The 14,179-nt window shown below is 63.4% G+C and carries 10 protein-coding genes; 8 read left to right on the top strand and 2 right to left on the bottom strand.

What is annotated here, in order from left to right; translation table 11 throughout:
• The first annotated feature begins 66 nt into the window (after positions 1–66).
• Entirely contained in the window at positions 67–1,419 is a 1,353-nt protein-coding gene (locus QF039_RS07850) for a tetratricopeptide repeat protein (protein ID WP_307517258.1), read from the top strand.
• Between the two features lie 407 nt (positions 1,420–1,826).
• Here the strand turns inward: QF039_RS07850 and QF039_RS07845 are convergent, their stop codons facing one another.
• Positions 1,827–2,819 carry a P1 family peptidase gene (locus QF039_RS07845; protein WP_003218615.1) on the bottom strand — a complete coding sequence of 331 codons (993 nt, stop codon included), beginning with the start codon at positions 2,817–2,819 and terminating at the stop codon, positions 1,827–1,829.
• Positions 2,820–3,125: 306 nt separating this feature from the next.
• Here QF039_RS07845 and QF039_RS07840 point away from each other — a divergent pair, with 306 nt between their 5' ends.
• From QF039_RS07840 to QF039_RS07810, 7 genes are all read left to right on the top strand, one after another.
• Entirely contained in the window at positions 3,126–5,564 is a 2,439-nt protein-coding gene (locus QF039_RS07840; RefSeq protein ID WP_307517257.1) for a TonB-dependent siderophore receptor, read from the top strand.
• Between the two features lie 58 nt (positions 5,565–5,622).
• Positions 5,623–6,960, top strand: coding sequence for an LLM class flavin-dependent oxidoreductase (locus QF039_RS07835; RefSeq protein ID WP_307517256.1), 1,338 nt, complete (start codon positions 5,623–5,625; stop codon positions 6,958–6,960).
• Positions 6,957–7,874: a 5'/3'-nucleotidase SurE gene (locus tag QF039_RS07830; protein ID WP_177020864.1), complete on the top strand. Its 918-nt coding sequence runs from the start codon at positions 6,957–6,959 to the stop codon at positions 7,872–7,874. The genes QF039_RS07835 and QF039_RS07830 overlap by 4 nt, the downstream gene beginning before the upstream one ends.
• Positions 7,871–8,860 carry an LLM class flavin-dependent oxidoreductase gene (locus QF039_RS07825; protein WP_087695236.1) on the top strand — a complete coding sequence of 330 codons (990 nt, stop codon included), beginning with the start codon at positions 7,871–7,873 and terminating at the stop codon, positions 8,858–8,860. Before QF039_RS07830 ends, QF039_RS07825 begins: the two co-directional genes overlap by 4 nt.
• Positions 8,857–9,843, top strand: coding sequence for an LLM class flavin-dependent oxidoreductase (locus tag QF039_RS07820; RefSeq protein WP_307517255.1), 987 nt, complete (start codon positions 8,857–8,859; stop codon positions 9,841–9,843). Before QF039_RS07825 ends, QF039_RS07820 begins: the two co-directional genes overlap by 4 nt.
• Positions 9,844–10,002: 159 nt before the next feature.
• The gene (locus tag QF039_RS07815) at positions 10,003–10,995 is read left to right on the top strand and encodes an LLM class flavin-dependent oxidoreductase (RefSeq protein ID WP_003218624.1); all 993 of its coding nucleotides are present in this window, start codon (positions 10,003–10,005) and stop codon (positions 10,993–10,995) included.
• The gene (locus QF039_RS07810) at positions 10,985–12,127 is read left to right on the top strand and encodes an LLM class flavin-dependent oxidoreductase (RefSeq protein ID WP_003218626.1); all 1,143 of its coding nucleotides are present in this window, start codon (positions 10,985–10,987) and stop codon (positions 12,125–12,127) included. Before QF039_RS07815 ends, QF039_RS07810 begins: the two co-directional genes overlap by 11 nt.
• Positions 12,128–12,471: 344 nt before the next feature.
• Here the strand turns inward: QF039_RS07810 and QF039_RS07805 are convergent.
• Positions 12,472–14,024 (bottom strand): IS3 family transposase gene (locus tag QF039_RS07805; RefSeq protein WP_307517254.1). Its coding sequence is split into 2 segments (ribosomal slippage): positions 12,472–13,562 and positions 13,562–14,024, totalling 1,554 coding nucleotides; the frame shifts between segments, so codons are not numbered across the junction.
• Positions 14,025–14,179 lie beyond the last annotated feature (155 nt).

Here is a 14,179-nt window from a genome sequence, read left to right as displayed (position 1 = left end):
GGGCCCCCTTCACTGGCACAAGGTTTGCCCGTCTAACCGCTATCTGAACCCATGAGTTTGAAGCGCATGTCACTGGATTACCTGGGCAACCCCATCGACACCCGCAACCCCGCCACCCGTCAGGGCCTGGATGATTTCGTCGGCGGTTTTCTCGGCTATCAGCCCCGTGCCGAGGGCATCCTCGCGGTCGCCGATGCCGACCCCGACTCAGCATTGGCCAACGGATTTGCCGGCCTGCTGCTGATGTTTATCGAGTCGCCCGAGGGCCCTGTGCTGGCCGAGAAGTACCGCCAGCGGGCGGCGGCGGTGAACTCCCGGCATCCACGGGCGCTCGTGTATCTGCAAGTACTGCAAGCCTGGATCAACGACGAGCTGGATGAAGTGCTGCGCCTCAGCGAGCATCTGCTGGATCTTTATCCGCGGGACCTGCTTGCGGCCAAGCTCAACCAGTACCTGGAATTCAACCGGGGCAACTGGCCGGCGCTGCTGCGGATCGGTTTGAAAGCCACCGCCGGCGCGCCGGATATCGCCCACAGTCACGGGCTACTGGCGTTTGCGTATGAGCAGTGTCATTTGCTGGAGGAAGCCGAGGCCAGTGCGCTTGAGGCGTTGCGGTTGCAGGCGTCCGAGCCATGGGCCCATCACGCATTGGCCCATGTGATGCTGACCCAGGGGCGTATCGAGGAAGGCATCGGGTTTCTGGAGAGCGTGAAGCAGCACTGGGACGGGCTTAACTCGTTCATGTACACCCATAACTGGTGGCATCTCGCGTTGTTTTATCTGGGGCGCGGGGAGGATCAGCGGGTGCTGGAGATTTATGACCGGCATGTGTGGGGGATCTTGCCGGAGTACTCCCAGGATCAGGTGGGCGCGGTGTCATTGCTGGCGCGGCTGGAGCTGGCCGGGATTGATGTGGGTGAGCGGTGGCAGGCGTTGGCGCCCTACCTGCAGCGTCGGGTTGGGGATGCGGTACAGCCGTTTTTGAGTGTGCAGTATTTGTATGGGTTGGCCCGGGCGGGCAAGCCTGAGGCGGATCAGTTGTTGGCGGCTTTGCGCAGGCACAGTGTGGAAGCGCGGCCGGTTTGGGGGGAAGTGACGTTGCCGTTGGCTGAGGGGTTGTTGGCGCATGCCCGGGGGGATGCCCGGCGGGCGTTGGAACAGCTGGGGATAGCGTTGCCGCGGCTGAATGAGATTGGCGGGAGTCATGCGCAGCGGGATTTGTTTGCGCAGGTGGAGCTGGACGCACGGTTGCGGGTTGGGGATTGGCTTGGGGCGCAGCAGACGCTGGAACTGCGCCGGCGGTATGACGGGCTGGATGTGCCGACGAACCGAGCTTTGGTGGTGGTGTATGAGGCTTTGGGGTTGCCTGGGGAGGCACTGCGGGCGCGGGCGCGGATTGGGGCGATATCCGTTATTTAGGTGATGGCTTGTATCGGTTCCGCTTTTGCCCCACCACTCGGCACCTCACTTAGGCTCGGTGTGCCCAAGATCAAGATCAAAAGCTAAAGCGGGCACGGTTCAAATGTGGGAGCTGGCTTGCCTGAGATGGCATCGCTTCGGTGTGTCTGATGTACCGAGGTGTCTGCATCGCCGGCAAGCCAGCTCCTACAGAAAAGCGGCTTTGCTTTTGCTTTTAACACTCAGGTCGGCTTTCAGGCCGCCGTGCTCTTGCTTTTGATTTTGATCTTGCTCTGACTGCCCCAATAAGCCCGAGGCCGAACGCAGGTATTGCGCAGCGGCTAAACCGGCAGGACGCCGGTTTAGCCGCGCCGGGCCATGGATGGCCCGTCGCGGCGGCCCGCGGAGTAACGGATATACACCCACCCCTAACCCCGCGCAGCAAACACCCCCCGAGCAATCGACCGAGCCACACAATCAGCCGCCGCCGACCCAATCCGCCCAATCTCCACCTGCCGCCGAGGCCCATCCGCCACCTCCACCGCCCCCGAAGCCAACGCAAAAACCGTATCCCCATCAAACGGCAAATGCGCCGGCCGCACCGCCCGGGCAATCCCGTCCTGCGCCATGATCGCCACCCGCTTGCACTCCGCCACCGTCAACCGCGCCGTACTCGCCACCACCACCAGCGTGGTATTGGCCCCCGCTTGCAGACGCCCCATGGAATCCAGCCGCGACAACTCCGGCATCGGATCACTGCAATCCATCTCCGTCACCGGCCGCGCTCCGCCAAACTCCCCCGCCACCTCCCAGGGCCACGCCCAGAACGTCTCGCCATCCGGCATGTAGACCGAACCAATCGGGTTAGCCACCACCAACGCGGCAACCACCAACCCATCGCCCAAATCCAGGGACGCGGTCCCCAGCCCGCCTTTCAACACCCCGGCCATGGCCCCACGCCCGGCCCCGACAGAGCCCAGCTCAAACTCCGGACCGGCATTGGCCAGCGCCTCAAACCCCAGCCGCCGGTAAGGTGGCTCCAGGCCCCAATCCTTGTCCCCGCCATTGGCCAAATCATGCAACACCGCCGCCGGCACGATAGGAATCGCCGGCGCACCCGGCTTCAAATGCAACCCCACCTGGTCCTGGGACAACTTCGCCGCCACCGCATCCGCCGCCGCCAGGCCAAACACCGAGCCACCGGCAAACACCAGCGCGTGCAGCTGGCCCACCATGTTCTCCGGCTCCAGCGCCGCGGTTTCGCGACCACCTGGGCCTCCACCGCGAATGTCGATACTGGCAGTCCAGAAACCATCCGGGCGGATCACCGTGACGCCGGTGTCGGCGTACAGGTCTGTGGCGTGGCCAACCTCCAGGCCGGGAATATCAGTGAGGGCGTTGCGCGGGCCAGGTCTAGGCATACAGAAAAGCTTCCTTGGGTTTAGGTATGGCGTGGGGAGAGCAAAGGGTGTGCCAAGGAGGCGCTCCCCCGGCCCAGCGTACGCTAGCAGCTTCGCGAAAAAATCCCCTGCACAAAAACCAACACCCTGCCCTCCCGCCTGTTAGAAAAACACCACCCGCCCCGCAAACCCTCCAACAACTCCTTGTTATCCAAGACTTTTCAGCGATGGCACAGCCTTTGCTCTCCTGCCTCCACCAGAGCTTGAACTTAACAAGCCGTCCTCGAACAAGGCCCGTTGCCTAACCACACTGGAGTGTTGCACATCATGAATCCATCACGCGCCGCCGGCCGCCGCCAACCCGGCAAGGCTTTCGCCCATACCCTGTTGTTCCTCGCCGTGTGCGAGGCCGTCAGCTATAGCAGCCTGACCCTCGCCGCCGACGCCCCGGCCAGCGACAACCCCCTGGACACCGTCGTGGTCATCGGCAACCGTGGCCAGGCCCGCACCCTGGCCGACAGCCCGGCGCCGGTGGACGTGATTTCTTCCAAGCAGTTGCTCGCCACCGGCCAGGGCGACCTGACCCGTGCCTTGAGCAAGGTGCTGCCGTCCCTCAACCAGCCGGCCTCGTCGGGCTTCGGTTCGACCTCGATCGTGCGCCCCATCAGCCTGCGCGGCTTGAACGGCGACCAGGTGCTGGTGCTGGTCAACGGCAAGCGTCGCCACAACAGCGCGCTGCTGAACAACGCCACCTCCCTCAACTCCGGCTCGCAACCGGTGGACCTGGACATGATCCCCACCGCCCTGGTGGATCACATCGAAGTGCTGCGTGACGGCGCCTCGGCGCAATACGGGTCGGACGCCATCGGCGGCGTGATCAACATCGTGCTCAAGCAAACCGACCACGGCGGCAGCTTGTCCACCACCTACGGCCAGAACTATGAAAACGGCGATGGCGAAACCGTGCGTCAAACCGGCAATGTCGGCCTGGCACTGCCCAACGACGGTTTCATCAACCTCGCCCTGGACGTGAAGAAACAGGACGTCTCGGACCGTTCCGATGCGGCGCCGTACACCGACAGTGCCGGCAACACCAGCCAACGCCACACCTACTACGGCACCGGCTTGCCCGAGGCGAAGAACTTCAGCCTCGGCTACAACGCCGAGCTGCCGGTCGCCGACGCGCTGACCCTGTACTCGTTCTCGACCTACACCCACCGCAACTCGGAAAAGCCCCTGGCATTCCACCAGCCGCCGTCGTTCAACGGCATCCAGACCCCGTACCCGGAAGGTATCGAAGACAACCTGCGCTTCATCGAAGACGACTTCCAGGTGGCGTTTGGCGGCAAGGGCCAGGCCGCCGGCTGGGACTATGACCTGTCGAGCACCTACGGCCAGGACCATGCCCGGGCCACCCTCACCGACACCTACAACCTGAGCTACGGCCCGAACTCACCGACCTCGGTCGACACCGGCGTAAAAACCTTCAGCCAGTGGACCAACAACCTCGACCTGACCCGCGCCTTCGACCTCGGCCTGTACAAGCCGACGCAGATTTCCTGGGGCCTGGAACAGCGCTACGAAGACTACAAGATCGGCAAGGGTGACCTCGCCTCCTACGCCAGCGGGCCGTTCGACACCGGTGCCAACGGCGCGATCATTCCACCCGGGACCATTTCCGGTGCCGGTACCACCCCGGCCGACGCCGCCGAAAAAAGCCGCATCAGCCTCGCGGGCTACGGCGAGATCGGCCAGGACCTCACCGACAAATGGCATGTGGACCTGGCCGGGCGCTACGAGCACTACAACGACGGCTCGGGCACCACCACCAACGGCAAGTTCTCCACCCGCTACCAGCTGACCCCGATCCTGGCCTTGCGCGGCACCGTCAGCACCGGGTTCCGCGCACCGTCCCTGGCCCAGCAGATCTACAGCTCCACCTCGCAAACCAGCGTCAACGGGCAACTGTTCGACTACCGCAACGTGGCGGTGAACTCCGATGTGGCCAAGGCCCTGGGCGCGACCACCCTCAAGCCTGAAAAGTCGACCAACTACAGCATCGGGCTGACCCTGCAACCCACTGACAACACCAACATCACCCTGGATGCCTACCAGATCGTGATCAAGGACCGCATCGCCCAGACCGGTTACCTGGGCGGCACGCCGCAAATCAGCGCGATCCTCGCCGCCGCCGGGCTCAACCCGAACCAGGCGGTGACCTACTTCACCAACGCCCTCGACACCACCACCCGCGGCGTTGACCTGGTGGGCGACTACCGCCAGGAGATCGGTGCCTATGGCAGCCTGAAATACAGCGCCGGCTTCAACTGGAACACCACCCAGATCGACTCGATCCACGCCTCGACGGTGGCTGCCCAGGCCCTCGGCCCGGACGGTGGCTATGACCGCCAGCGCCAGGGCAACCTCAAGTACGGCTTGCCGCAATCCAAGCTGCTGCTGGGCACCACCTGGACCTACGACAAGGTTGAAACCAGCCTCAACCTGACCCGCTACGGCTCCTACACCGAGTACGGCACCGCCGAGATCTACGACCGCAACTTCGCGCCGACCTGGATCACCGACCTGAACATCGACTACCACCTGACCAAGGCCGTGACCCTGAATGCGGGGGCCAACAACCTGTTCAACAAGTACCCGAAACGCACCGACCTGGTAAGCAGTTCCGGCGGCTTCCCGTACGGTACCTTTTCGCCTTACGGCACCACCGGTGGCTATTGGTACACCGGCGTGACGTACGCCTTCTGACCCAGCCCGCGGGGCCGGTTCGCCGGCCCTGCGCCTGACCTTTTGCGGGAGCCTGCCCATGACCCGACGTACCGATCAACTCAAGCTGGGGGCCTTCCTGGCCAACAGCGGCCACCATGTATCGGCCTGGCGCCATCCCCTGGCCCAGGCGGATGCCAGCCTGGATTTCGAGCACTTCAAACACATCGCGCAAACCGCCGAACGCGGCAAATTCGACGCCTTGTTCGTCGCCGACGTGGTCGCCCTGTGGGGCCATCATCATGACGCCCTCAGCCGCACTGCCCGCGCCGAACACTTCGAACCCTTGACCCTGATGGCCGCTTTGGCAGCCGTCACCAGCAACATCGGCCTGATCGCCACCGCCACCACCAGCTACAACGAGCCGTACCATATCGCCCGCAAGTTCGCCTCCCTCGATCATCTGTCCAAGGGGCGCGCCGCCTGGAACCTGGTGACCTCGGTGGTCTCGGATGAGGCCTGGAACTTCGGCCGCGAAACCCATATCGACCATGGCGACCGCTACCAGCGCGCCGAAGAATTCCACGACGTGGTCAAGGGCCTGTGGGACAGCTGGGACGACGACGCCTTCACCCGCGACAAGGCCAGCGGGGAGTATTTCGACCCGGCCAAACTGCACACCCTGAATCATCGCGGCGAACATTTTTCCGTACGTGGCCCACTCAACGTCGCCCGCCCTCCACAGGGCCATCCGGTTCTGGTGCAGGCCGGTGCGTCGGAACCCGGCAAGGCCCTCGCCGCCCGCGTTGCCGAGCTGATTTTTGCGGTCAACCATGACCTGGCCGGCGCCCAGGCTTTCTATCAAGACATCAAGCAACGCGCCGCCGCCTTTGGCCGTGACCCCGACCACATCAAGATCCTGCCCGGTGTCACCCCGTTTATCGGCGAAACCCGCGAACAGGCCCAGGCGCTGTTCGAAGAGTTCCAGGCCCTGGTGGACCCGGTGCTGGGCCTGCGCTTCCTGGCCGACACCCTGGGCGATGACATCGACCTGTCGGGCTACGACCTCGACGGCCCGCTGCCGGAAACCCCGGTAGGCCAGCGCGGCAGCCGTCGCGACAAACTGCTGGAACTGGCCCGCAGCCAGAACCTGAGCATCCGCCAGCTGTACCTGCACCTGACCGCCGGCAACCCGATAATCGGCACCGCCGAAGACATTGCCGACTTCTTCGAGCAGTGGTTCGAAGCCCGTGCCTGTGACGGGTTTAATGTGTTCTTCCCGTACCTCCCGGGTGGCATCGACCTGTTCGTCGAGCAGGTAATCCCACTGCTGCAGCAACGCGGGCTGTTCCGCACCGAATACGAAGGCACCACCCTGCGGGAAAACCTCGGCCTGCCGCGCCCGGCCAATCGCTTTACCCAGGGAGTAGCACCATGAAGCGCAGCGCATGGATGCTGGCAGTCGGCAGCCTGTTCGTCTCGAAGGCCTTTGCCCTGAACATTTTGCTGAGCAACGACGACGGTTATCAGCACCCCAATATTCGCGCCCTGTACACCGAGCTCAAGGCCCAGGGGCATACGGTGCGGATTGCCGCACCGCAGGCCGACCAGAGCGCACGGGGCGGTGCGTTTTTCTTTGGTCGCGAAGTCACCGTTGGCCATGACGACGACCCGGCCTACCCCGACAGTTACTCCATCAGCACCACTGAAAACGGCGTATGCCAAAGCCCCGAATGCGCCGGCAAAGACGTGCAGATCGAAATCAGCGGCACGCCGGTGATGGCCTTGCTGATGGGCCTGAAAAAAGTCATGCCCCACCCCGACCTGGTGATCGTCGGCCCCAACCCCGGGAATAACCTGGGGGCGATCAACAGCGCTTCCGGCACGTTCAACGTCGCCAGTGTCGCGGTGCAGGCGGGCATTCCGGCGCTGGCGGTCAGCACCGATTTGAAGGAGGCAGACCCACAACGCGCGGCGCAACTGGTGGCGAAGCTGGTCAATGCGCTGGACCAGCATCGCCAGCCCGACGGCGCGCTCTTGCCCAAGGGCCTGGGCCTGAATATCAACCTGCCAAAAGACCCACGGATCAAGGGCGTGAAACTCACCCGCATCGGCAGCTACGTGGGCTTTGAAGCGGTGTACACCGACGACCTCAAGCAATTCAAGCTGCCGGGCAAACCCGGCATCGGCTTCCAATACAGCCCCGCCGCCACCGCCGAGCAGCAGAAGCAGGATGAGGCGGTATGGCTCAACAAGGGTTACCTGACCATCAGCCCGTTCAGCGGCCTGCCGGAGTCGATCAACGCCGGCCCCGCCCTGCAAAAACAACTGGCCCGCGAGGTGCAGCCATGAGTTCGCGTTTTTCCCTGGGGTTTCTCAGCCGGGTCTACAGCCCCGGCTTCGAGCCCAAGGTCTACCGCGACACCGTGGAGTTGTTCAAGGTCGCCGAAGAGCTGGGCTTTGACAGTGGCTGGGTGGCGCAGCACCACTTCGCCAGCGAAAACGGCCGCCTGCCCTCGCCCCTGGTATTGCTTGCCGCCATCGCCCAGCGCACCCGGCGGATCAGCCTGGGCACCGGGATTATCGTGTTGCCCCAGGAAGCGCCGCTGCGCCTGGCGGAAGACGCCTCGGTGCTGGACCTGTTGAGCAATGGCCGGCTGGAGCTGGGCCTGGGTGCGGGTTTTGATCCCGACACGTTCACCGCATTCGGTCGTGAGCCTGAGGCGCGCCACCGCGATTATGAGCAGCACCTGCAACAGTTGATCCATGCCCTGGGCAACGCCCCCCTGACCGACAGCGGCTCGCGCCTGTTGCCACGGGCAGCCGGCCTTGGGCAGCGAATCTGGGAAGCCACCTCACGGGTGGAACGGGTGGCCGAGCGCGGCCACGGCCTGATCATGGCGCCCAACCCGCACCTGCCGCCCGAAGCCGGGGTAGAACTGGTCAACCGCTATCGCAACGCCTGGACCGGTGACAACGGCACCCCGCCCCGTGTCACCCGGGTACAGGCGCTGATCCCGAACCCGGACGCCGCCACGCGCAACGATATCCAGGCCTACGTGCAACGCCAACAGAGTATCGGCGTGTACAAGGCGCCGGTGGATGATGATTTCGACGCCACCCTCAGGCGCCTCGGCATCCTGCACGGCCCGGTCGAGCAGATCATCGAGCAGTTGCAGCAAGGGCCGAGCCTGACGGCCAACGACCACCTGGTGCTGCAAGTACAGACCGCCAGCACCCCGCTGCGGGAGGCGATCCGTGCCCTGGAAATCATCCGCGAACAGATCGCCCCGGCCCTCGGCTGGCAACCGACACTGCCCCAAGGAACCCTGACATGAGCTTCAAACTGGGCTTTCTCAGCCACGCCTTTGGCGACGATCCACAGCAGGTCTACCACGACCTGATCGAACAATTCGAAGTCGCCGAGGCCCTCGGTTTCGACGGTGGCTGGATTGCCCAGCACCACCTGAGCAATGGCTTTGGCCGGCTGCCGTCACCGCTGGTACTGCTGGCCGCGGTGGCCGAGCGAACCCGGCATATCGAACTGGGCACCGGGGTGATCGTGCTGCCTTTCGAAGACCCGATCCGCCTGGCGGAAGACGCCAGTGTGCTCGATGCACTCAGCGGCGGCCGGGTGCAATTGGGCCTGGGCAGCGGCGGCGCCAACCTCGACAATTTCAGCGCGTTTGGCCGTGATGCCGTGCAACGCCAGGTCGATTTCAGCGACCACCAGCAGCAGGTCCAGCAGTTACTCGACGGCGAGGCATTGACGCCCCACAGCGCGCTGACCCTGCAACCGCCAGCAACCGGCTTGAGCAGCCGCTTGTGGCACTCCCACGGCAGCCTCGAAGGCGCGGCATACACCGCCAGCCAGGGCAACGGCTTGCTGCTGGGCACCGCCACCCACGATCCGCTGACGGTGCAAAAACCCCTGGCCGATGCCTACTTGAATGCCTGGACCCGCACCGATCGCCCACCGAGAATCGGCGTGGTGCGGGCAATTTTCCCGGCAGCGGATCGCGCCAGTGCCCAAGCGGAACTGGCGGTGGATATCGAGCGCCACATCCCGCGCCTGCAACGCGAAGGCCTGATCGATCAAGCCGTGGACCTGCAGGAGCACCTGCGCCTGATGAACGTGCACCACGGCCATCCCGACGAAGTGATCGCCAGCCTGCAACAGGACCCGTCCCTGCTGCCCTATGCTGACTACGTGATCGCCGTGGTCCAGGCCGAAAGCTCGACCCAAGCGCAGATCCTCAAGCGCCTGGAAATCATCGCCCGGGACATCGCCCCGGCCCTCGGATGGCGAGGACGAGAGTAGGATGATCAAACGCCCTGAAAGCGTCAGCTCCCGTAGCAGCTGTCGAGTGAAACGAGGCTGCGTAGCGGTGTGTCAGATACACCGCGAACGCAGCCTCGCCGGGGCTCGACAGCTGCTACGACGACGCGTGATGCTGATGCCAAACTATGGAGCCCGTGTATGCCCCTTGAATTCAGTTGGTTGATGCCCCTCTGTACCCCCGACTGGGCGGCGCGGCCGGGGCAGTGGATCCAGCTGGCCCAGGCGGTGGAATACGCCGGCATCGACGGCCTGTGGATCCCCGGCGGCGCGCTGTGTGCCGACAGCCTCGGTGTGGCGGCGGCGTTATGCGCCCACACCCGACGGGTGCAATTGTCGGTGAGCGTACCGCCGGAAGTCATGCTGCCGGCGGCCCTGGCCACCACCCTGCAAAGCCTGCAATCGATCAGCAGCCACCGGGTGCGCCTGCACTTGCCCGACGGCGAACAAGGCAGCCTGCGCAGTGCGTTTGGCGAATGGCTGAACCGCGACCAGCGCAGCGAACGCATCGGCGAATACCTGGAGATTCTCCAACAACTGCTGGCACCGAATGACGGCGGCCTGGATTATCAAGGCCGCTATTTCCAACTGGAAAACGCCGGCGTCGCCCGCCGCGAACTGCCCGCGCCGCCACTGGTGCTGGACGACAGCCAAAGCCACGCGCTGGTGGCTGGCCACGCCCAGGTCTGCTTGTTGCGGCCTGGGCATCCGCAGTGGCTGGACCAGGAAATACAACGCTGGCGCCAGCTTCAGCCGGGCCTGGCCTTTGCCTGTACCTTCGGCCTGGTCATCGGCGACAGCGAGGACCTGGCCTGGGAAACCGCCGCCGCCCTGCTGCCGACCCAGGACCTGCCCAACCACCGCATCGCCACCGTGCCCCGCGACCGTCACCCGTTGCGCCAGTGGGAGATCCACCCGAACCTGCTGCAACTGCACCCTGGCCAACCGTTGATCCTGGTGGGCACGCCCCGCCAAATCGCCACGCGCCTGCAGGAACTGCACGGCCTGGGCCTTGGCCACATCATCCTGCAAGGCGGCCCGGCGGTCGGCGAAGTGCTGCGCTTTGGTGAACAGATCCTGCCGCTGCTTTTTCAACACGGCCTGCGCAAGGAGCGCCTGCACCATGAACACTGAGGTTCGCCCCCCGATCCAGCTCGACTGGTTCCTGCCCACCAATGGCGACGGCCGCCACCTCACCAGCAGCGGCCTGCCCAAGGTCGGGCTGTTCCAGCAAGGCGAACGTGCCCCCACCCTCGATTACCTGCGCCAGATCGTGCGGGCTACCGAACAGGCCGGGTTCGACGGAATCATGGTGCCCACCGCCAGCGGTTTCGAGGATCCGTGGCTGATTACCGCGGTGCTGGCCCAGGAGGTGCGGCGGCTTAAATTCCTCCTGACGTTGCGACCAGGCATGGAGCTGCCGGCCTATACCGCCCACCGTGCGGCGACCTTGCAATTGCTCAGCGAGAATCGCCTGGCGTTGCATGTGGTGACGGGGTCCAGCCGTTTTGAGCAGCGTTCGTTGGGGGACTTTCTCGAACACGATGAGCGTTATGCGCGTACTGCGGAGTTTTTGCAGGTGTTCCAGGCGGTGTGGGCTGGAAAGCAGCCGGCGCATCCGGGGCGCTACTACCGCAGTGGGATCAACACGCCGGTGGCGCCTGGGGCCGAGGTGCCAGCGATCTATTTTGGGGGTGCCTCCGAGGCTGCCGAGCAGGTGGGGGCTGCCCATGGGCAGACGTACCTGATGTGGTGTGAGCCGCCGGCGATGATTGCCGAGCGGGTGCTGCGGATGCGTGAGTTGGCCGCGATGCAGGGCCGGACGTTGCGCTTTGGGTTGCGCTTGCACATCTTTGCCGATCGCACTGACGAGGCGGCCTGGGCGCATGTGGAGCGGCTGTTGGAGGAGATACCCAAGGACGCCATTGACCAGGCGCAGCGGCAGATGGCCAAGTATGAATCGGTGGGGCAGAGTCGCCAGACCGAGTTGATGAAAGGCCGTGGGCGTGGGGCGCGGGAGCTGGAGGTTTCGGCCAACCTCTGGGCCGGTGTGGGCCTGGTACGGGGCGGGGCCGGGACGGCGCTGGTGGGGAGTTATGAGCGGGTGGCGGAGCGGATCGAGGAGTATCACCAGCTTGGGGTGGACAGCTTTATTCTCTCGGGGTTTCCGCATCTGGAAGAGTCGATTCATGTGGGGGCGGAGGTGTTGCCTTTGTTGCGCAGGATTGGGGCTTCGGGGAGGGATGTTGAGGTGGGTCGGGGTTGACCAGAGCAGTGTACATATCCGTTATTTGGGTAACGGCTGATATTGGTTCCGCTCTTACAGCGGCTCACTTTTGAAAAGCGCAAAAGTAAGCAAAACGCTCTTGCCCCACCACTCGGCACCTCGCTTAGGCTCGGTGTGCCCTCACTCCGGCTTTGGACCGTGGGCCGCCGTCATGGGCCATCCTTGGCCCAGGACGGCTAACCCGGCGTCCTGCCGGGTTACCCACGCTCCAAAGCCTGCGTTCGGCCAGCGTGGTTTAACGGGGCGCCTAAGATCAAGATCAAAAGCAGATCAAAAGCACAGCGGCGGCGTTTTTCAAGGTAGTTGTCGCGTCCACCATCGTGCTACGCGACCTTGATGCTCACTGCCAGCTCCCTTTCGGGGTTCAGATATACCGTTCCGGCTGGCTTCCAGTTGCGTGTCTCACCAGACCAACGCTCCGGTCTCTTTTCTCTAGCTTGCCCGTAGATTGCATCGCGCCGGGCCAGGATTTCCCGGTCTTTTCCCTCGTGACGTTGAGCCGGTGTCACAAAACGGATTCGGCTATGACGATGCTCGGTGTTGTACCAGGTCATAAAGTCCCTCACCCAAACACGCGCATCATCCAGGCTGCTAAAACCATCTAGTGGCCACTGCGGGCAGTATTTCAGCGTCCTGAACAGTGATTCCGAATACGGGTTGTCATTGCTGACCCGCGGTCGACCACGAGATGGCGTGATGCCCAGATCGTACATCTTGGTCAGCAGCGTCACCGACTTCATCGGCGCGCCGTTGTCAGAGTGCAGCACCAGCGGCTGGCGCCAGCACTGTTCCCGGGTCACGCTTCGTTGCAGTAATACTGCTGCTTTTTCACCACTTTCTACGTCGTAAACTTCCCAGCCCACCGCCTTTCGGCTGTAGATATCTTCGATCAGGTAGAGGTAGTAAAACTTCCCTCGAACGGGTGACGGCAGGTACGTGATGTCCCACGACCACACCTGATTAGCGGCTGTCGCCGCATGAGTGGTGGGTGCCGGATGACGATGAGGTCGCTTGGCACGTGAACGACGATGTTGCTGGCCTGCGGCATGCAACACACGATAAAACGTCGCCTCTGAGGCTACATAACGCCCCTCGTCCGCCAGTTGTGGCACGATCTGACTCGGGGGCAGATGCGCGTAAGCCTTGCTGTTGCACAGCGCTACGATGGCCTGGCGCTCGGACTCGCTGAGCGCGTTGCTGGGCACGGGTCTTGAGGTTGTGGTACGCCCATCGGCCAGTATTTTTTCAGGCAAACTCCAGCGTTGCAGTGTCCGTAGCGAAATGCCGACCTCCAGACAAGCAGGCGCCCTGCGGGCGCCCGCCGCGATGGCTTCATTGAGCCAACCAACGAGTAAATACCGTTCTGGCAACAAGGTCAGTTGCCCTCGTCGTCGCTCCCCCAGTAGGCATTGAGCTTTTTTCGCAACACCAGTAACGCCGCTGTCTCAGCCAATGCCGCATCCTTGCGCCGCAGTTCGCGCTCAAGCTCGCGGATACGGTTTTTATCGTTCTTCGACTGGCCGGTGTTTACATTTTTAACCTTTGTTTGCTGGGTGCTACTGGCGATAAATGCATTGCGCCAATCAGTGATTTGCTCAGGAAAAATCCCTTTTCGCCGGCAGTACTCACCCAGTTCCAGCTCTGACAGAGCTGCTGTTTCTATGATGACCGCCATTTTGGATTCGGCTGACCAATTCTCAACAGGTTGTTTGGTGTCGGACAATTGCGTTCCTCTGGCAGCGGCTTGCTTGCGCCAATAATGGAGAGACATATCGCTGCAACCTTCGCGGCGAGCGACCTCCGCCGCCGAGAGGCTCAGGGGCGGAAGCATCATTTTTAGCAGCGCAGCTTTGCGCTCTTCTGAGTAGAAAGGCATGACCATACTCTTGCCGCCCCCGGAATGTTTTTAAAAAAGTGGGGGCACGACAACTACCCTGACACCGGGGGGCGGCCTACCGGCCGGCTTGAGTGTTGAAGAGCAAAAGCCAAATCAAAATCTAAAGCGGGCACGGTTCAAATGTGGGAGCTGGC

Origin of the sequence: Pseudomonas sp. W2I6, assembly GCF_030815935.1 — a bacterium.
Lineage (GTDB): Bacteria > Pseudomonadota > Gammaproteobacteria > Pseudomonadales > Pseudomonadaceae > Aquipseudomonas.
The sequence above is the reverse complement of the archived record's forward strand: the minus strand, read 5'-3'. Positions and strand labels throughout refer to the sequence as shown.

Bases quoted from the DNA above. Each gene is read 5' to 3' on its own strand.
- QF039_RS07850 (WP_307517258.1), top strand. From the start codon at position 67: ATGTCACTGGATTACCTGGGCAACCCCATCGACACCCGCAACCCCGCC.
- QF039_RS07845 (WP_003218615.1), bottom strand. From the start codon at position 2,819: ATGCCTAGACCTGGCCCGCGCAACGCCCTCACTGATATTCCCGGCCTG.
- QF039_RS07840 (WP_307517257.1), top strand. From the start codon at position 3,126: ATGAATCCATCACGCGCCGCCGGCCGCCGCCAACCCGGCAAGGCTTTC.
- QF039_RS07835 (WP_307517256.1), top strand. From the start codon at position 5,623: ATGACCCGACGTACCGATCAACTCAAGCTGGGGGCCTTCCTGGCCAAC.
- QF039_RS07830 (WP_177020864.1), top strand. From the start codon at position 6,957: ATGAAGCGCAGCGCATGGATGCTGGCAGTCGGCAGCCTGTTCGTCTCG.
- QF039_RS07825 (WP_087695236.1), top strand. From the start codon at position 7,871: ATGAGTTCGCGTTTTTCCCTGGGGTTTCTCAGCCGGGTCTACAGCCCC.
- QF039_RS07820 (WP_307517255.1), top strand. From the start codon at position 8,857: ATGAGCTTCAAACTGGGCTTTCTCAGCCACGCCTTTGGCGACGATCCA.
- QF039_RS07815 (WP_003218624.1), top strand. From the start codon at position 10,003: ATGCCCCTTGAATTCAGTTGGTTGATGCCCCTCTGTACCCCCGACTGG.
- QF039_RS07810 (WP_003218626.1), top strand. From the start codon at position 10,985: ATGAACACTGAGGTTCGCCCCCCGATCCAGCTCGACTGGTTCCTGCCC.